Origin of the sequence: Sphingobacterium sp. ML3W, assembly GCF_000747525.1 — a bacterium.
Classification (GTDB): domain Bacteria; phylum Bacteroidota; class Bacteroidia; order Sphingobacteriales; family Sphingobacteriaceae; genus Sphingobacterium.
The window spans coordinates 1,119,037-1,138,403 of record NZ_CP009278.1 but is presented as its reverse complement, the minus strand read 5'-3'; the positions used below and the strand labels follow the sequence as shown (position 1 = coordinate 1,138,403).

Sequence of the window (19,367 nt, the reverse complement as noted above, 5' to 3'; positions counted from 1 at the left end):
AGTGTTATTAAATTGTTAAGTAACATTCAGTAAGTTAATATTTAATTTGCGCTATCTTAAAGTTTCTTTTAAAAAATCTTCTAATTCATTGCCTCTCAGATTTTTAGCAATGATTAGACCTTCGGGATTCAACACATAAGAAGCTGGTATTCCGGTAATACGATACAACCCAACTACGGGTGATCCCCATGCTTTCAGGTCGGATGCATTGGTCCAGCTTAATCCGTCGTCTGCAATGGCACGCATCCATGGTCCTGGATTATCATCCAATGAAACACCGAAAACATCAAAACCCTTTCCTTTATAAGCATTATATAACTTGACTATATTAGGATTTTCTTGACGACAAGGTACGCACCATGATGCCCAAAAATCGACCAATACATACTTCCCTTTAAAATCTGCTAATGATACAGGCTTGTTATTGGGCGTAAAAGATTCGAAACCGGGTGCTGGTTGGCCTATAGCCAAGGTTCTCAATTTATCTGTTTCTTGCTTAAACTGCGTAACATAATGATTATCTAAAAACTTATCTTTAATCTGATTGGCGTAGGCAATGATTTCGGACTCTGCAATCTCTGGATCTAATGTGCTGATGGCATAAAAACCTGCAATATCATCATGCTGATTAGCAAATGCTACTGCTGCTTTTGTATACGACTGCAATTGCTCCATGAATTTCTGCTTGTACTCGCTTCTCAAATTTTCAATATCATCTGCATCTGCTGCTATACTTCTCTTTCCAAAATCTGCTTGTAAAGAATCGCGAACAGCATCGCGGCGATTTCTCATTTTTGAAAAACCCTGAATTGTTGATGATAATTCAGAGCCTTCGATCTGATAATCATTAACATCTTTTTGAAGATCCGCTTTGAACACAATTTCTTCTCCTGGTGAAGCAATCAGGTCATAGCGATTTTTTCCAACACGAAGCGATAATAAGCGTGCTTGACTAGTGGGTCTTTTAAATTGAAACGCATTATTGTCTCCAAAAAACATGGAGTCCAATTTTCGTTCTCCCTCAAATAGGGATATAACTTTCACATTTCCCGTATTTTCAATTTGACCAGAAATCGAAAACTCATCTTTATTTTTACATCCGATAAGAACTAAAAATAAAAATCCTACCATCAGCAACGCCTGTTTCATCATCTTCTCTTTATTATTTTACAAATTCTATTGCTCTTTCTATTGCAGTAACTAAACCTGCGCTATTTTTACCACCTGCTGTTGCAAAAAATGGCTGTCCGCCACCACCACCTTGGATATCTTTTGCTAAATCGCGAATGATATTTCCAGCATTCCAACCTTTAGATTTGGCTAATTCATCAGAAATAACAACTGTCAGACTCGGTTTACCATCAAATTCAGCTCCAATAACCAAGAACAAGTTATTCACGGCACCCTTCAAGGCATAGGCTAACGTTTTGACAGCTTCTGCATTTGGTAGATCAACGATTGTAGCAAGGAAGTTAACTTCTCCAACTTGTTGTAATTTATTTTCTAAATCCGATTTTAACGCTAAGGATTTTTCAGTGATTGTTTTTTCGATTTCTTTTTTCAAAGCACTATTTTCTTCTACGATTTTGCCCATTGCGGAAACAAAGTCTTTCGGATTATTCAATAAAGCTTTGATCTGATCGACCAATTCAAAATGTTCACGGATTACTGCAGCAGATTTTGTCCCACTGATGGCTTCGATACGACGTACTCCAGCGGCAACTGCTGATTCGGATATGATTTTAAAGAATCCGATCTGTCCAGTAGCTTTTACATGTGTACCACCGCATAATTCCTTGGAGAACTTATCTTCGAATGTAATAACGCGTACATAATCGCCATATTTTTCTCCAAACAAAGCCGTTACTCCTGAATCCAATGCTTGTTGGTATGGGATATTACGTTCTTCTTTCAATACAATATTTTCACGAATCTTCGCATTCACGATATCCTCTACTTGTTTGATCTCTTCATCTGTTACTTTTGAGAAGTGTGAGATGTCGAAACGCAGGATATCAGCATTTACTAAGGAGCCTTTTTGATTGACGTGTTCACCTAATACCTGTTTTAATGCTGCATGTAATAAGTGTGTCGCAGAGTGATTATTCTCGGTATCCAAGCGTTTAGCTTGATCCACTTGAGCAACAAATAAACCATCGAAACTTTGGGGCAATTTATCAATAAAGTGAACAAATAGCCCGTTCTCTTTTTTTGTATCTGTAACGTATATTTTCTCTCCTGAAACTTCAGATATCAAGACACCTGTATCCCCTACCTGTCCTCCACCTTCTGCATAAAAAGGCGTCACGGATAGGACCAATTGATACTGATCTTTCCCTTTTGCTGAAACCTTACGGTATTTTATAATTTCTGTTTTTGCAGTTAAGGTATCATACCCTACAAATTCAAAACCTTCATCTTCATTTACTAAAATCCAATCTCCAGTATCAATTGCCGTCGCTGCACGGGAACGCTCTTTTTGAATCTGTAATGCTTTGGTAAAACCATCCATATCGACGCTCAGTCCCTTTTCACGAGCAAGCAATTCGGTTAAATCAATCGGGAATCCGTAAGTATCATACAATTCGAAGGCAAAATCGCCATCGATGGTGGTATTCGCTTCTGCATAATTCTCAAAACGTTGTACTCCTGTCACTAAAGTTCTCAAGAAAGAAACCTCTTCTTCTAAAATTACTTTTTGAACGAAGCTCTCTTGTGCTTTCAACTCATTAAAGACACCGTCAAATTGGTCTGCCAATAAAGGCACCAACTCGTTGATAAATGGAGTCTTGAAGTTCAAGAATGTATAAGCATAACGTACTGCACGACGCAAGATGCGACGGATAACATAGCCTGCTTTATTATTCGATGGCAATTGACCATCGGCAATGGCGAAACTAATGGCGCGAATATGATCGGCAACAACACGCATGGCGATATCGGTTTTCTCATCTAGCCCATAAGCGATACCCGCTTTCTTGGAGATAAATTGAATCGTAGGTTGGAAAACATCGGTATCGTAATTTGAAGTCTTGCCTTGAATGGAGCGTACCAAACGCTCGAAACCCATCCCTGTATCGACATGTTTTGCTGGTAACGGTTGCAATGATCCGTTTTTAAGGCGATTGAACTGCATGAAAACTAAGTTCCAAACCTCTATTACCTGTGGATGATCTTCATTAACCAACGATTGACCAGACACTTCTTCGCGTTCTTCTACCGGACGCATATCGTAATGGATTTCAGAACATGGACCACATGGGCCAGTCTCTCCCATTTCCCAGAAGTTATCTTTTTTATTTCCCAATAAAATACGGTCTTCAGGAATCAAGGCTTTCCACAAATCAAAAGCTTCGGTATCACGCGCCAATCCTTCTGAATCATCGCCTTCAAAAATCGTCACGTAAAGACGATCTTTGTCTAATTTATATACTTCGGTAAATAACTCCCAAGCCCATTGAATAGCCTCTTTTTTGAAATAATCACCAAAACTCCAATTTCCTAACATTTCGAATAAGGTGTGGTGATAGGTATCAATACCTACCTCTTCCAAATCGTTATGCTTTCCGGACACACGTAAACAACGTTGTGTGTCGGCAACTCGTGGAAATTTAATGGCGGCTTCGCCCAAAAATAAATCTTTAAATTGATTCATTCCCGCGTTTGTAAACATCAATGTGGGATCATTTTTCACCACAACTGGCGCAGATGGTACGATTTGGTGTCCTTTACTTTTGAAAAAATCCAAAAAAGCCTGACGAATTTCTTTACTTGTCATTGAAATCTAATTGTCTAATTATGATGTTGCAAACTTACTTAAATTTGCCTCGTTATGCAATTAGGCACATGTGTTTTAGTCAATAATAATGTACTCAAATTGTCATGAATTGAAATAAATTTTGACTATTTTTATGAATAATTCAATCCATTACAAAATAAAAAAATAAGATTTAGTGAGATACGGCATTAAATAATGTATTACAAATCACTTTATTTCATTAATTTAAGCATATGTTTAGGGTAAGGGGAAATTTACCTTTACAGCATAAAAAACTTGACAGGTCTAGTATGTGTTAAGTAAATTCAAAAGACAATAATAACTGTTTTACACCGCGTTGAGGTAGGTGTGAAACACCATACAACTAATGATCTAACACTATGAGCAGTAAAATTTTAGTCCCGATTGATTTTTCAGAAAATGCCAACACCGCAATTCAATTTGCAATTGATTTGGCAAGAAAAAGAGGTTTTTCGATTCATTTGTATCATAATTATACGGTTTCATCCAGCAGTTTTGACGATGGTAACGAACAAATCCCTGAAGAATATTTCAAAGCGGATGTTTTGATGTCTAGTTTAATCGATAAACTTAAAGCTGATTACCCCACGCTAACATTTAGTTCAAAGTGCGAACGGGGTATCATTACGGAATCATTATTGAAGGAAACCAAAAATGAAACCTATTTAGCCATCATCATGGGGACAAAAGGAAAAACTGATGATACTAGTGCTATCATGGGAAGTACGACTTATGCGGTGAGTCAAAAAAGTAATATCCCCGTCATCGCTATTCCCTTTAATTACCGTACGAAGAGTATCCAAAAAATAGGCTTACTTTCTAATTTCAAATATGAAGAGCTGGATACACTAAACGAATACATCAAGATTTTCGGTACAAATGTAGAGGTAGAAATTATACACGTACATTATCATGCCGAATCGGAAGCTGATATCGAAGAAAAACTAGAAATCTGGAAGTATCAAATTAAGAAACACACCGAAATCACAGAGGTAGACATTGAAGTGGGATCCATCAAAACTGACGTGGAAGAACTTGACACGATACCGGAAGTAATCAATAACATAATCAGAGAAGAGGAAATTGATGTCGTGCTAATCACTAAAACACGTCGTTCATTCTTCGAAAGACTATTTAAAAAATCGGTCTCAAAACAAATCATTCATCATCCTATCATTCCTACATTTTTTTCTAAAGCTTAATTATTATGGGTAAAATATTAGTGCCAATCGACTTTTCCAAAAACTCTACCATAGCTGCTCAATATGCAACCAAAATTGCACTTGAAAATCAAGATGAATTGGTCTTCCTGCATGTTTTCACAAAGCATATCAATAAATATGCAAATTTCGTGGTGCATGGCGAAAAAATCATTGATCCAACTGTGCAAGAGTCGCAAGATAAATTAAATGAACTTGTTGAAGAAGTAAAGGCGAAATCTCCAGATTTAACAATAAGCCAACTATTTGACGAAGGTATACTCTCGGAGGTGATTAGTAAAGAAACTGCAAAAAATAGCTACAAGGTTGTTGTGATGGGCACGAAGGGGGCTTCCGGACTTGAATCTGTATTGATTGGAAGCAATACTTATGATGTGATCCGGGAATGTCAAACACCAATATTAGCGATTCCTTCCAATGCTACTGTTTATAGAAAAGATACTGTCGCTTTATTGACAAACTTCAAGCCTGGTGAGATAGAAGTATTAAAACAAGCAATTCCTGTTTTCGGGAAAAACTTCCATTTGCTACTTATCCATATCAACAAACTGGAGGTTGACATGAAAGTCTTGGATAAGAATCTAAGCCAATGGATTGACAAAATCATTACCGAAACAGGAATCGATGATGTTTCATATACTGTAAAAAGTAGAACTTACTTTGCAAATTCTGCTGAGCGCATTGCGAGTGGTATTCAGACGATGATACGCGATGAAAATATCGACATTATTTTAATCACCAAAAGCCGTAAAGCATTTTTCAGAAACCTCTTTTCGGAAAACATCATTAAAGAGATGGCAATGGGCATCGTTATTCCCAATTTTTTTGGCAGAACTGATGCAAATACCCAAATTCCTAAATAAGCGACATTTTAACGTAAGTATGTAAATTATAGTATACATAGTGCCCTATTTTGACCTTTTGTAATCAAATCGCATGTCACTTATTAACTACACAGACGATAAATTACATAATAACACAAGATAACGAAACAATATTGGCAACATAATTGTCTTTAACTGGACAGAGAATACGATTTACAATTTAAAGACAAAATTAAATAACATGAAGATTAACCTTAAGAAAACTGGTTTATTAGTGGCGGCTGGATTATTGACATCTGCTTCATTTGCGCAAAATGCAAAAATTGGTTCAATTGAAGGAACTACTCCACTAGGACCATCTACCGAATACAGAACCTGGTCGATTGGTATCGGTGCTGGAGTTCTCAACCAAACAAATATATTTGGTTTCAACCGTAAAGATTATAACGATTTGGATCATAATATAGGATACTCCGCTTATATTAAGAAACAAATCTCTCCTTCTTTTGGATTTAAAGCATCGTATTTAGGTGGTAAAGTTGGTGGAGCCTATAAAGATGGCTCACAATCTTTTGAGACTAAGACACCATGGTCAGTAGCTTTATCTGGAGAATGGACAATGGCTAACACCAATTGGAGATTCTTCAACAGTTTCATTAAACCTTATGTTTCATTAGGTTTAGGAGTATTGAACTCTGAGGCAACAGTAATGACTGGTTCAACGAGCAATACATTTGATTCGCAATCAAAATTATATGTACCTGCTGACTTTGGTCTAAAATTCGCAATTGCGAAAGGTATTAATCTTGACCTGGGATATCAGTTAAACTGGGCTAATCAACGCTTTGATGGATCTGATCCAGCTGTAGGTCCTGTACCGACTTACAAAAACGACTTATTCTCGTATGCACACGCTGGTTTAGAGATTGCATTAGGAAACTCTTCACTACCTACTTTGAATAATTCGAATCCGGTTGCCACTTTAGTCAATGATTATAATACAAAATATGATGACTTGAAAGCACAACGTGATGCCTTAGTAGCTGCCAACCAAGCATTAGAGTCGAAAGTAGCGTCATTAAACACTGACCTACAAGATGATGATGGTGATGGTGTAGCTAACAAGTTTGACAAATGCCCAGGTACACCTTCAGGTGTTCAAGTAGATGGTGCTGGTTGTCCTATATTATTGAAAAACGAAACTAAGGTTGTAGAAAAAGTAGTCATCACCGAAGCAGATAGAAAAACTGTCGATGAAGCGATTAAAAATTTAGAGTTCGAAACTGGTAAATCAGTTATTCGCCCTACTTCTTACAATTCATTGAATAGAGTAGCTGCTTTATTAGTAGAGAAAGATTTCAGTTTAAAATTAGCTGGTCATACCGATAATACAGGTTCTTTACAATTGAACTTAAGATTATCTAAAGAGCGTGCTGAATCAGTAAAAGCTTACTTGGTATCTAAAGGTGCTAATCCTTCACGTATCGAAGCAACTGGCTACGGGCCAAACCAACCTATTGCATCCAATAAAACTGCAGAAGGTCGTCAACAAAACCGTCGTGTTGAATTTACATTATATTAGTAGCATAAGTTAATGCATAATTAAAGGGCTACTCTTCATATGAGTAGCCCTTTTTTATGTCTTACTATTTTCAACTTCGCCAGATTTTTTCGCTTCTTTTTAGTATTTTGAATCGACGAATAGATTATTTTTGTAATCGAAACAGCAGGGTATAGCGATATCAAAGCAACATTGACTGTTGGATTGTCAATCAAAAAACACATTATATCAAATACTTACGGCAAAAATTAGTTTGGTAAAAAATATTTACTTACCTTTGCATCGCCTTAGGCAATTGAGCCTATTGTATAAATTATTTCATGAACCCATTTTTAGAACTGGGAATCCGTGAGGAAATTGTTAATGCCATCTCAGAATTAGGTTTTGAAAAACCTTCTGAAATTCAGGAAAAAGCCATTCCTGTTTTATTGACTGGTAACGACGATTTTGTCGGATTAGCCCAAACCGGCACAGGTAAGACAGCAGCATTTGGTCTTCCATTATTAGAGCAATTAGACTTTTCTCAGAAACACCCTCAAGCGTTGGTATTGTGTCCAACACGTGAGCTTTGTTTGCAAATCTCGAAAGATATAGAAAGATATGCTAAAAACCTTGACAACGTACATGTTGTTGCGGTTTATGGAGGTACAAATATTAGTGACCAGCTTCGTCAAATTAGACGTGGTGTGCAAATTGTAGTAGCGACCCCAGGTCGTATGTTAGATATTATTGGCCGTAATGCCATCGATTTCTCTCAAGTAAGATATGTTGTCCTAGATGAAGCAGATGAAATGCTTAACATGGGCTTCAAAGAAGACATCAACAATATTTTGTCAGAAACCCCTGACACTAAAAAAACATGGTTATTCTCTGCAACGATGCCTTCTGAGGTACGCCGTATAGCTAAAAACTATATGACAGATCCTGTAGAAATGACTGTAGGTACAAAAAACACTGGTAATGCCAATATCGAACATCAGTATTATTTGATTAGAGCAAAAGACAAGTATGCAGCTTTTAAACGCATCGTCGATTCTAATCCTGATATCTTTGGTATCGTGTTTTGTCGTACAAAAATTGAAACGCAAGAAATTGCTGAATCATTAATTAAAGATGGTTACAATGCAGATTCACTTCACGGAGATTTATCTCAACAACAACGTGACAAAGTGATGAAACGTTACCGTGACCGTAGTTTACAATTATTAATTGCTACTGACGTTGCGGCGCGTGGTATTGATGTAAACGACGTAACTCACGTTATTAACTTCTCTTTGCCTGATGAAATTGAAAACTATACTCACCGTTCGGGCCGTACAGCTCGTGCTGGTAAAACTGGTATTTCAATCTCTTTAATCAACATTAAAGAACAAAGTAAAATTCGTCAACTTGAAAAAGTTATCGGAAAACAATTCGAGCGTAAACAAGTTCCTCAAGGACCTGAAGTTGTTGAAAAACAATTGTTAACAATCATCAATAAAGTTCAGAGTGTTGAAGTAAACGAAGAACAAATCAGTCAATTCCTACCTGCTATTATGGAAGGTTTTGAATCGTTATCAAAAGAAGATATCGTGAAAAGATTTGCTTCATTAGAATTCAACAGATTCTTAGATTATTACAAAGGTGCACATGATTTAAATATCGAAGCTCGTGATATCAGTAATGGTCGTGAACGCGGTGAACGCAGCGAAAGAGGTGAACGCGGAGAGCGTGGTGAAAGAGGAGATCGTGGTAGCTCTAAAGGCTTCACTCGTCTATTCATGAACTTAGGCTCTGTGGATGAATTCAGTCGTGGAGACATGTTAGGATTTATCTGTAACAACGCTAAAATTTCTGGAAAATCAATTGGTAAAATTGATTTAAAAGGAGTGTTTACTTTCTTCGAAGTAGAAGATGCTGAGGTAACTAAAGTATTCGAAGGATTCAAAGAAGTAGATTTCAACGGTCGTAACGTACGTATCGAGGTTTCTGGAGACGGAAAAAGCGATAATCGTAGCAGTGGCGGCGGTGGAAGCGGAAGCAGAAGCCGTGGCGGAGAACGCAGAAGCTTCGGCGGTGGCGAAAGACGTGAAGGCGGAGGTGGTTACCGTGGTGGCGGAGAACGCAGAAGCGGTGGTGGTGAAAGACGTGAAGGTGGATACCGTGGTGGAGATCGTAAAGAAGGAAACGGTGGTGGCTTTAGAGACTTTTCTGGAAAAAGAAAAGAGTCTAATAGCAAATACTAATCTGTTCAAGCTATAAATAATAAGAGCGGCTATCGTAAAGGTAGCCGCTCTTATTTGTTTATATAACGTTTATATTATTAAACGACCGTAACTGATATTAATCTATTTTAAACGTTGACGAATAGCTTCGTACAACACAACTCCTGCTGAAACCGATACATTTAATGACCCTATTTCTCCGAACATAGGAATTTTCGCCAAATGGTCGGCAATGCGGATTAAATCATCGGAAACACCTACATCTTCAGCTCCCATTATAATACAAGTGGGTACCGTATAGTCCACATCGTAGATGCCGTCTTTTGTTTTCTCCGTACTTACTACCAACTGTATACCCGACTCAATCAGAAATTTACCAACTTTAGCTAAACCTTCATGACGACATACTGGAATTTTATATAAAGCGCCTGCCGATGTTTTGATTGCATCGGGATTTACCTCTGCAGATCCTTTTTTCGGGACAATAATAGCATGTACACCTGAACATTCTGCCGTACGGGCAATAGCTCCGAAATTGCGGACATCTGTAACACCATCTAACATTAAAAATAACGGCACCTCCCCTTTCTCATAAATCTCGGGAACGATGTCTTCAATTTTTTGATATATAATAGGGGAAATAATAGCAATAACGCCTTGATGATTTTTGCGTGTGATACGGTTTAATTTTTCGATAGGAACTTGTTGAAATCCAATTTCATGCTCTTTCAAAAGAGCTTTCAATTCTAACAACAAACTTCCGGCTAAACCCCTTTGTACAAATAATGATTCGATTTCTTTACCACTATCTATCGCTTCTATAACGGCACGAATACCGAAAACCATCTGATTGGTTTCACGTTGATCTGATGACCTATCGTGTCTTTGAAAATTTTGCATGCTCAATATTCTAAATAAGAGTTGGTTTCTAGCAATTAGCAAACCAATTTGAAAGGCAAAGATACAAAAAGAAATATGGCTTAGTGCAAGAAAAAGATCTGTAAATATTAACTCAAGCCTAAGTTCAACTCTATTCTTAAAGTCTCGAGTAGTGGATTTTTTTGAACCATGGCCTGATATTTTTCTTGTGAAGTATAGGGTTTACGCACAACATCATGGTTCATGACAACTCCTCTTAAATCTAAAGAAAAATTACGCAGTGCTGGGCGTAGAAAATTTAATAAATCAATTTTCGCCATACTCAGTACATCCATTTGCACCATATTCTCTACATCTACTTCAATTTGAATTCCAACTAACCTAGGAGGGACTGCTGTCATTAAAGTATATAAGTTGATCTTATTTTCTTTTTTGATTTGAATAGCTAATGCATTCCAAACCTGGGAAAATTGCTCAAAGGTCACAATTTCTTGCTCTGTACCTTTAACCAAACTAGGTTCATTATCTGTTTCTTCTACCGATTTTGAATCAAAAATAGCATTCAAATCAGGCAATGACGGCATGGAGCTTTTAGTTGTTCCCCAAGCACCCTTTTTTAGTTTAGGTGGTAGGTTTGTGGCCTCTGGAGATTTTGCTTCCGCAACTATTGGCGTCGTGTTGGCTCCTGCATTTGAGTTTTCGACACTATTTTTTTCCGGAACTGGTACTGCGTTTTTTACCTCAGAAATAGGATTATCTGGGATTTGTACTAGATTAGGGAGTTTTTTTTTTAATTCTTCACTAGTATTAGGTAGCTGGATAGTCCCTAACTTGCTCAATTGGATGGCACTGGATAAGTGGCACATTTTTAAGAGTGCTAGCTCAACTTGAAGCCTTTGATTTTTACTTGTTTTATAATTAATCTCACATTGATTAGAAATATTCAATGCTGATAATAAAAGTCCTGTTGACGATTTTTGTGCTTGATCTAAATATTTCGCACGAATACTTTCGCTTACTTCTAATAATTTTAAAGTAGCAGGTTCTTTTGCCACTAATAAATTTCTGAAATGTGATGCTAAACCAGCTATAAAATGACTGCCATCAAATCCATTGTTCAAGATATCGTTGAGTACCAATAATGCATTTGCTGGGTTTTCAGTAATAATAGCATCCGTCAGCTTGAAAAAATAATCATAGTCTAAAATATTCAAGTTGTCAATGACAGCTTGATAAGTTACCTGTTTATTTGAGAAGCTGACAATCTGGTCAAACATAGAAAGTGCATCACGCAATCCTCCATCTGCTTTTTGAGCAATGATATGAAGTCCATCTTGATCATATTGAATATTTTCATTCTTAGCAATTCGTGCTAAATGATTGGCCATATCCTCCACAAGAATACGGTTAAAATCAAAAATCTGACATCTTGATAAGATAGTCGGAAGGATTTTATGTTTTTCTGTTGTTGCTAATATAAAGATTGCATAAGCCGGTGGTTCTTCCAATGTTTTCAGAAAAGCATTGAAGGCTTGTTGTGAAAGCATGTGAACCTCATCTATGATATAGATCTTGAACTTTCCTACTTGAGGTGGTATACGTACTTGATCAATTAGACTCCGAATGTCATCGACAGAATTATTCGACGCTGCATCTAACTCATGTATACTAAAGGAGTTTCCATTTTGAAAAGATTTACAACTATCGCATACGCCACAGGCCTCGCTCTTGTCAGAAATATTTTCACAATTTATTGTTTTAGCCAAAATACGTGCGCAAGTTGTCTTACCAACACCTCGAGGTCCGCAGAATAAAAATGCCTGTGCCAACTGATTGTTATGAATAGCATTCTTAAGGGTACCGGTGATGTGTTGCTGACCGACAACCGAATCGAAGGTGACTGGGCGATATTTACGAGCAGAAACAATAAAATTTTCCATTGTACGAAGATACAAATTTTGTATCTCCGTCACAATATAAAAAGTGATACTTCAAAAAAGACCCTTCTTAATAATTATTCCTTAAAATTATACACGAAAAAGAAGTAGCTTCATTTTGCAATGAAGCTACAATTCTTAGGCAAATCTGCGAGTTAATTTCCTTTTGGTTCGAGGGTTCGCCAAACAAAAGCAGCAATTATTGCTCCTACTATTGGTGCGATAATGAACAACCACAGTTGCGAAAGGGCTTTTCCTCCAGCTAAAATAGCAGGACCAAAACTACGAGCTGGATTTACAGATGTACCTGTGATCGGAATTGCTACTAGATGGATCAATACCAAGGTAATCCCAATAGCTAATCCGGCCATAGTCGGATTGCCCACTTTGGATGTAGTGGCTAAGATGACGAATAAAAAAATAAAGGTTAAAACAGCTTCTGTTAAAAATGCAGCTGTTACACCATATTCATTCTGATATTCCTTGCCCCATCCATTTGCTCCATATGCCCACTCTACAGCATTATAGCCCGCAATTTGCCCACTCAGAATCTGTTGTAAAACAAAAGCTCCCAGTAATGCACCTAAGAATTGTGCAATCATATAAATTACGGCTTCTTTCGCCGTGATTTTTCCGGCGACAAGAACTCCAATGGTTACTGCAGGATTAATATGACAACCGCTTAATCCGCCAATAGCGTAGGCAAAAACAACAACGGAAAGACCGAATGCTAGGGCGATGCCCAACAAGCCTAATCCTGACAACCCGCCCAATGTTGTCGTGCCTGCAACAGCAGCAGCACCACAACCAAATAGCACTAAACCAAAAGTTCCAATTAGCTCAGCAACAAATTTTTGTGTAATTTTTATTTCCATCTCTTTAAATCGTTAAGTTTTTAAATAGGCCTTAAATATCTAGCTTCTTTTTACAATAACTTTAACAAATTAATTTGAGGTAAGGATTCAACTACAAATGCATCATAATTATAAAATCTTATAGATGAATAACGACAATGAACTAAGAAATTATCGATACATATAGTCATTTAGCTGTAAACAAATAATTTAGGCATCTATTTTGATATTATTTTTATGTAACTTGATTATTAACAAATTGTTAAGAACTTGAAATCATTTCATACATATTTGCTTGCTGGCTTATTTTATCTTTTGTTTATTTTTATTCAAAAGCCGAATAGTTATGCACAAGATTATCATGTTGATTTCTATAATGCACCCTTTACATTCTCGTTAGATTCAACATTTTTAATAGACTTTCCTACTGAGGTAAACGAAGGTCATATCCTAGATTTTTACAAAAAAATAGCATCGAATCAAAATTCTTCAATCATAGATGCATTACTAGCTTATAAAAAAAAATACAGACTGAACGATTGGATTTATTATCAATTGATACGTCAGTCGGCTCAAGCGATAAGCGCAAAAGAAGATAACTACAGTAGATACACCCTCTATAAATGGTACTTGATGTGTCGCTCGGGTTATGATGCAAGGCTTGCTGTGGGTAATAACCAGATTATATTTTATATAAAAAATAACGAGGATATCGCTGACATTCCATTTTTTTCTATTGATGACAATCAATATACCTGTTTGAATTATCACGATTATGGAAAACTATTTCAACGTAATGGGGTTTATAAACCCGTCAATATTAAAATAGATGAAGCGGTTCATGATTTCAGCTATAAGGTGACTCAAATGCCTGATTTTAGTCCACAAAAATATGTGGATAGAAAAATTAACTTCAAATACAATGAACGGTTGTATCACTTTAAAGTGAAGATAAATGCTGAGGTAAATAAAATCTTCGCCAATTACCCTGGAGTGGACTATGAAACTTACTTTAATATTCCTTTAAGCAGGGAAACGTATCAAACACTCATTCCTGTCCTGAGAGAAAACATAAAAAAAATGGATACGACAAAAGGTGTTGACTATTTAATGCGTTTTACGCGATATGCATTTCTCTACGAAAATGATGATATTAATTTTGGAAAGGAAAAGAGACTCTCTCCAGAAGAAACGCTCAATACTTCATACAGCGATTGTGATGATCGAGCAGCTTTATTTTTTTACTTGGTGAAAGAGATATACAATCTCCCAATGATTACTTTATTGTTCCCTACACATATTACCATGGCTGTACAATTCGATCAACCCATTGGCGATGCAATTCTATACAATGGCAAATATTATTCTTTATGTGAACCGACACCACAGAAGCAGAATTTAGCCATTGGACAAATGGCGGACAACCTAAAGAATGAAACTTACCAGGTGGTCTATCATTATGAGCCGAAGTAGCGCTAAACTTTTATTCTTTCTAATCTAAATTTGGTTGGCTATTAGACCTTGTCATCGCATTGAAAAATAGTAAATCTAAATCCGATGTAGGATACATAAAAACATAAAAAAAGCCCGATCTATTGATCGAGCTTTATATGATTAAGACTATTATTAGTATTTATTATTTTTTGGATCCCAACTAGCCCATCCTTTAGTCCAGTCTTCTGTCGCACCCATCGCACCAACGAAAGTTTCTGTTTTAAAGCTTGCAAAATCAGCACCTTCAAATTTAGCTTTTCCTAACGCAGGAGAGTCAGACTTTAATAATAAATTCGGAGTTGAAAGGGTTGTTGCTGTTAATCCTGCTGCAGCAACAGATGCTACAGTAAAGTCTCCAAATCCATTTAAATAACCTGTTAAATCAGCAACCGACGCAAATGCACTAACATCTTTTAAGCCATAGTTCGCTACATTTCCAAATACCATATTATTTGAGAAGATAGAACGTCCCGCTTTCAATTCTGCAGCAGGGAAATCTGAATTAAATTCTACAGCACTTGTTTTAGCACCTACAATAATTGAATTTGCTAATACAATACGACTATTTAATCCGAAATGAACACCAGCACCATGAGCAGCTGAAGACTCTGTACCTGGGCCAATAAAAGTAAAGTTCGATAATACCGGTCTTGAATATTGATTATTAGCTACTGTACCTTTATTTTCTAATTCGATACCTCTAGAAGTTCCAGCTGCATCAGCAATCATTGGATCTTTAATAGAAATACCATATTGGATCTTACCATTATAACCTTGGTCAAAATCAAAATCATCATCCACACCACGGTAAGCGATTAAATGAGAGGCATTAACAGTCCCTCCGAAAAATTCAAAAGAATCATCACCACCATAAGAAACCTGGATATGACTCACTTTTGTTCCCGAACCAACTGCACATAACGTTAAACCATTGATTTCTTTATCTTTCTCAATAGCAATACCTGCAAATTCGATACGAGCATAGGTCAACTCTCCTGAATTATCGTCCAAGACTGGTGATGTTCCACCACCGTAATTTGCTATTGTAGCACCTAAAGCTCCCCCTTCATATTGCGCAGTTCCTGTAGATGTATTCACAAGAGATTTACCACATATTATAATACCTGACCAATCTCCTTTATCTCTGTTACCATCTGCTTGATCTGACGTGAACACAATTGGTTTCTCGGCAGTACCATTTGCTTTGATTTTACCACCTCGTTCAACAATCAATGCTGCTTTAGTTGATTTTTCACCTTTAATAATAGTACCGGCTGGTATTTCTAAAGTACCACCATCTACTACTTGTACGTACGCTCTTAATAAATAAGTCGTATCTGCACTTAACACTCTACGAGTAGAAATCTTTCCCTCGATAACCGCTTCTTTCTTTTCTTCTGGAGTAGGAGGAGTTACCGGATCATTATCAGATTTACTACAACTTGCAAAACTTACTGAAGTTGCTACTAATGCTAATGCAAACCATTTTGTCGATCTATTCAATTTCATAATCTAATTTTTTGTAAATCTATTTGTTTGTTGTAACCTTAATGTTAAGGAATGATGATTTAATCTTTAAAATTTATAACTAAATGATAGTGAGAAATTTCTACCGTATTTTACTGAATTAATTAATTGATCACTATTGCTGTTATACTTACCACTTTTATCAATGTCTTGGTAAAAAACAACTTGACTATTTAAGATATTACCAGCATTAAATTTCAATTCTGCTTTATTGGCAATGATTTTCTTTGCTAATTGAAAATCCAACATGCTTCTCGGTGCCTCATAGATGGTTGAGTACTCATCTTCAAACTGACCATTCACATAGTTCCCAAATCCAACAATATCAATCCTACGTCCGATTCTATTGAAAAAAACACTGGACTCCCAGCCACCATCACTCGAGTATTGAAGACCTGTATTTAAAAGGTAAGGTGATTGACCATATAAGGATCTTTTATTTTCCAACAATGATTCTGTTCCTTCAAAATTAACTTCAGACTTAATCAAAGAAGCATTAGCACTGAATGTCAACTTCTTTAAAAAATCAGAGTCTTCATTAAAAATTCCTAAATCATGTCTCACTTCAACTTCGGCTCCCATTATATAAGCTTTCGGCGCATTCGTAAAAGACATTGACTTACTCGCTGATGTAGAACCTGCAATAATATTAGATTCAATAGGGTCTGTTAAGTTCTTGTAAAATGCGGACACTGAAAATAATTTCCCTAAGCTTGGATAAAATTCATAACGAAGGTCGAAATTGGATATTTTTGTTCTTTTCAAATCAGGATTACCAATTTTCACATTACCAGTTACGAAATCATAAAAACTAAATGCTGCGAGTTCACGAAATTGAGCTCTAGCCACTGTATTTGAATAACTGAATCGTAAGTTTGTTTTAGGATTCAACTCATAAGACAAGTTCAATGATGGTAAGAAATCGGTATAAGTATTGTTGACATTATTATCCACATCTGTTGAATTTGATCCTGTCATCAATTTCTCAATATAGTTTTCAACTCTTAACCCTACCGTTGCTTTCAACTTTTCAGAAACGTTACCTGAGATCATACCGAATCCCCCGCTAAGATCTCCGATACCTTCGAAACTATTCGTTGGATTGGTAATATCATCTAAGAAAAACTTATTCTTCGCTATATTTTCCTCTGCAAACAACTGATCTTGCGGCAACTGTAATAACCTTTTATATTCTGCATAATCTTCATTCTTATCAACATAGCCTAAAACACGTGCATTCATTTCACGTTTTTTATATTGTTTAAATGCACCAAATTTTAATGTTTGCTCCAATCCTAATAGATTAGCCTTTTGGGACCAATTAAGCGCCGCACTGTAAATATTTTCATTTAAGTTGCTGTAAAACTTTCCAGCTTGCTCGGAAGTAGCCGATCCATTTGGAATAGATGCTTCAAACGGGACAGATGGGTCATCTTTATGTGCTATATTCTTTGCGTACGACAACTGTCTTAAATCTGGTGTATCATCATTAATATTGCTGTACGATAAATTCCACGATAGTTTCGTTTGTTTATCCGAATTCAACAGGTATTCACCATCAAGCACTGAGTTCATCATACGTTTTTGGTGCACTTCAAGCAATGTACTTTTACGCAATGACTCATTATCTAAAACACCAAATCTATTGATGAAATTTTGCTCAAGTCCTTGATTGAAAATATTTTTCAAAGAGATTTTAAAATTATCTTTTATATACGATACATTAGCAAGTGCTCCAATTGAAGAATTAAAACGATAATAGGTATCCTCATATTGAGAATAATAACTGTTTAATCCTTGATCACGACCATTAAAATCATTTCTAATTTCATTGGTTATGCTTTCGGAATTGCGATAAGTAAAGGAACCAATGAATCCGAGCTTACCCTCGTTACGCAAACGATATGAATTACCATAGATAAATTGCATATTTTGATAAGGAAGTGATTTGCCTAGTTTTTTATAACCAAAAGTGTTTTTAAATGCTTTGGTATGATCGGCCTTTTGTTCGGAAGTTAAGTTTGTATAGCTTGCTCTATCTACTGGAAAAGAAGATGGTAAGTTATTATCTGGATTTTTGACTCCAAAATAATTACCCACTGTTCTTTTACTTCCGTAAAAATCTTTAAACGTGGTCTGTGAATTACCACCTAAACCAACACTTATTTCAACAGTTTTTCGCTCTGGAAAATCTTTAGTTTTAACATTAACAGCACCTCCAGTTAAATCGCCAGGTAAATCTGCAGTAGCCGATTTACTAATGACTATATTATCTATTAAAGAAGAAGGAATAATATCAAATGAAAATGCTTTTCGATCTGGCTCTGTACTTGGCAAAGGACTGTTATTTAATAAAGCAGCGTTATAGCGATCACTTAATCCCCTAATAACAATAAATTTATTATCTTGAACACTTGCACCACTCACGCGCTTTAAAACTTCACCTGTATTTTTATCTGGCGTTCTTTTGATGATTTCAGCAGAGATACCGTCTGAAATCGAGATGCTATTTTTTTGCTGTGCATATAATGCACCAATAGATTCTTTTTTATAACTCCCTGTTATTACGACCTGCTCTAAAACATTACCTGCCGAATTATCTAAGATAATATCAAGGCTTGTGATTTCGCTGTCCTTGATCTCAACGTCTGTTATCTGTTTTGTTGCATATCCGATATAGCTAAATTCCAAGGTATACTTTCCAACAGAAAGTCCAGGAATGCTATAATTACCCGTTACATCTGTACTGCCTGCACGAGCCGAGTTTAAAATTTTCACAGTAACACCTGCAATTGTTTCGCCCGTCTTGCTGTTACTTACTTTTCCAACGACCTTTCCACTACCTTGTGCAAAAATAGCTGTTGCTATTACCAATAGAATTAGGGTAGCAACAAATTTCTTTAGTTTTAATTGTGGTTTCAATTTATTTGTTTTTTTGTTTCTGCAAATCTATTATCATGATATTATGTATATATTATCTTAACATTACTATTGTACTCACTCTGCGTTAAGTAATTGTTAACAACACCATATCGAGACAATGAGGCTACATTATGGGCTTAATATTT

12 protein-coding genes are annotated in these 19,367 nt (G+C 36.3%); 5 read left to right on the top strand and 7 right to left on the bottom strand.

The window, feature by feature from the left end; translation table 11 throughout:
- Positions 1–51: 51 nt before the first annotated feature.
- Together KO02_RS04955 and alaS are read right to left on the bottom strand one after the other, a co-directional pair.
- The gene (locus KO02_RS04955) at positions 52–1,152 is read right to left on the bottom strand and encodes a TlpA family protein disulfide reductase (RefSeq protein ID WP_235212351.1); all 1,101 of its coding nucleotides are present in this window, start codon (positions 1,150–1,152) and stop codon (positions 52–54) included.
- 10 nt (positions 1,153–1,162) lie between these two features.
- Positions 1,163–3,778: an alanine--tRNA ligase gene (gene alaS, locus KO02_RS04950; protein WP_038696350.1), complete on the bottom strand. Its 2,616-nt coding sequence runs from the start codon at positions 3,776–3,778 to the stop codon at positions 1,163–1,165.
- 380 nt (positions 3,779–4,158) lie between these two features.
- On the opposite strand from alaS, the gene KO02_RS04945 reads away from it, so the two are divergent.
- The 4 genes from KO02_RS04945 to KO02_RS04930 all read left to right on the top strand — a co-directional run bounded on the left by KO02_RS04945 (position 4,159) and on the right by KO02_RS04930 (position 9,629).
- Complete coding sequence (locus tag KO02_RS04945) at positions 4,159–5,001, top strand: universal stress protein (RefSeq protein WP_038696348.1); 843 nt, start codon at positions 4,159–4,161, stop codon at positions 4,999–5,001.
- A 5-nt stretch (positions 5,002–5,006) separates the two neighbouring features.
- Positions 5,007–5,882, top strand: coding sequence for a universal stress protein (locus KO02_RS04940; RefSeq protein ID WP_038696346.1), 876 nt, complete (start codon positions 5,007–5,009; stop codon positions 5,880–5,882).
- 202 nt (positions 5,883–6,084) lie between these two features.
- Complete coding sequence (locus tag KO02_RS04935) at positions 6,085–7,425, top strand: OmpA family protein (protein ID WP_038696344.1); 1,341 nt, start codon at positions 6,085–6,087, stop codon at positions 7,423–7,425.
- 299 nt (positions 7,426–7,724) lie between these two features.
- The gene (locus tag KO02_RS04930; protein ID WP_038696342.1) at positions 7,725–9,629 is read left to right on the top strand and encodes a DEAD/DEAH box helicase; all 1,905 of its coding nucleotides are present in this window, start codon (positions 7,725–7,727) and stop codon (positions 9,627–9,629) included.
- 102 nt (positions 9,630–9,731) lie between these two features.
- On the opposite strand, the gene rlmB is transcribed toward KO02_RS04930, so the two are convergent.
- From rlmB to KO02_RS04915, 3 genes are all read right to left on the bottom strand, one after another.
- On the bottom strand, positions 9,732–10,508 hold the full coding sequence (gene rlmB / locus KO02_RS04925) for a 23S rRNA (guanosine(2251)-2'-O)-methyltransferase RlmB (RefSeq protein ID WP_038696340.1): 777 nt from the start codon (positions 10,506–10,508) through the stop codon (positions 9,732–9,734).
- A 107-nt stretch (positions 10,509–10,615) separates the two neighbouring features.
- Positions 10,616–12,427 (bottom strand): DNA polymerase III subunit gamma/tau, encoded by a 1,812-nt coding sequence (locus tag KO02_RS04920; RefSeq protein WP_038696338.1) that lies wholly within the window; start codon positions 12,425–12,427, stop codon positions 10,616–10,618.
- Positions 12,428–12,579: 152 nt separating this feature from the next.
- Complete coding sequence (locus KO02_RS04915) at positions 12,580–13,299, bottom strand: MIP family channel protein (RefSeq protein WP_038696336.1); 720 nt, start codon at positions 13,297–13,299, stop codon at positions 12,580–12,582.
- A 249-nt stretch (positions 13,300–13,548) separates the two neighbouring features.
- Between KO02_RS04915 and KO02_RS04910 the strand changes: the two genes are divergently transcribed.
- A complete protein-coding gene (locus KO02_RS04910) occupies positions 13,549–14,751 on the top strand; it encodes a hypothetical protein (protein WP_235212350.1) in 1,203 nt (400 codons plus the stop codon).
- Positions 14,752–14,904: 153 nt separating this feature from the next.
- Here the strand turns inward: KO02_RS04910 and KO02_RS04905 are convergent, their stop codons facing one another.
- Entirely contained in the window at positions 14,905–16,281 is a 1,377-nt protein-coding gene (locus KO02_RS04905; protein ID WP_038696334.1) for a hypothetical protein, read from the bottom strand.
- A gap of 66 nt (positions 16,282–16,347) precedes the next feature.
- Entirely contained in the window at positions 16,348–19,221 is a 2,874-nt protein-coding gene (locus tag KO02_RS04900) for a TonB-dependent receptor (RefSeq protein WP_038696332.1), read from the bottom strand.
- Positions 19,222–19,367: the final 146 nt, after the last annotated feature.

Bases quoted from the DNA above. Each gene is read 5' to 3' on its own strand.
- KO02_RS04935 (WP_038696344.1), top strand. From the start codon at position 6,085: ATGAAGATTAACCTTAAGAAAACTGGTTTATTAGTGGCGGCTGGATTA.
- KO02_RS04930 (WP_038696342.1), top strand. From the start codon at position 7,725: ATGAACCCATTTTTAGAACTGGGAATCCGTGAGGAAATTGTTAATGCC.
- KO02_RS04955 (WP_235212351.1), bottom strand. From the start codon at position 1,152: ATGATGAAACAGGCGTTGCTGATGGTAGGATTTTTATTTTTAGTTCTT.
- KO02_RS04940 (WP_038696346.1), top strand. From the start codon at position 5,007: ATGGGTAAAATATTAGTGCCAATCGACTTTTCCAAAAACTCTACCATA.
- KO02_RS04920 (WP_038696338.1), bottom strand. From the start codon at position 12,427: ATGGAAAATTTTATTGTTTCTGCTCGTAAATATCGCCCAGTCACCTTC.
- alaS (WP_038696350.1), bottom strand. From the start codon at position 3,778: ATGACAAGTAAAGAAATTCGTCAGGCTTTTTTGGATTTTTTCAAAAGT.
- KO02_RS04945 (WP_038696348.1), top strand. From the start codon at position 4,159: ATGAGCAGTAAAATTTTAGTCCCGATTGATTTTTCAGAAAATGCCAAC.
- KO02_RS04905 (WP_038696334.1), bottom strand. From the start codon at position 16,281: ATGAAATTGAATAGATCGACAAAATGGTTTGCATTAGCATTAGTAGCA.
- rlmB (WP_038696340.1), bottom strand. From the start codon at position 10,508: ATGCAAAATTTTCAAAGACACGATAGGTCATCAGATCAACGTGAAACC.
- KO02_RS04915 (WP_038696336.1), bottom strand. From the start codon at position 13,299: ATGGAAATAAAAATTACACAAAAATTTGTTGCTGAGCTAATTGGAACT.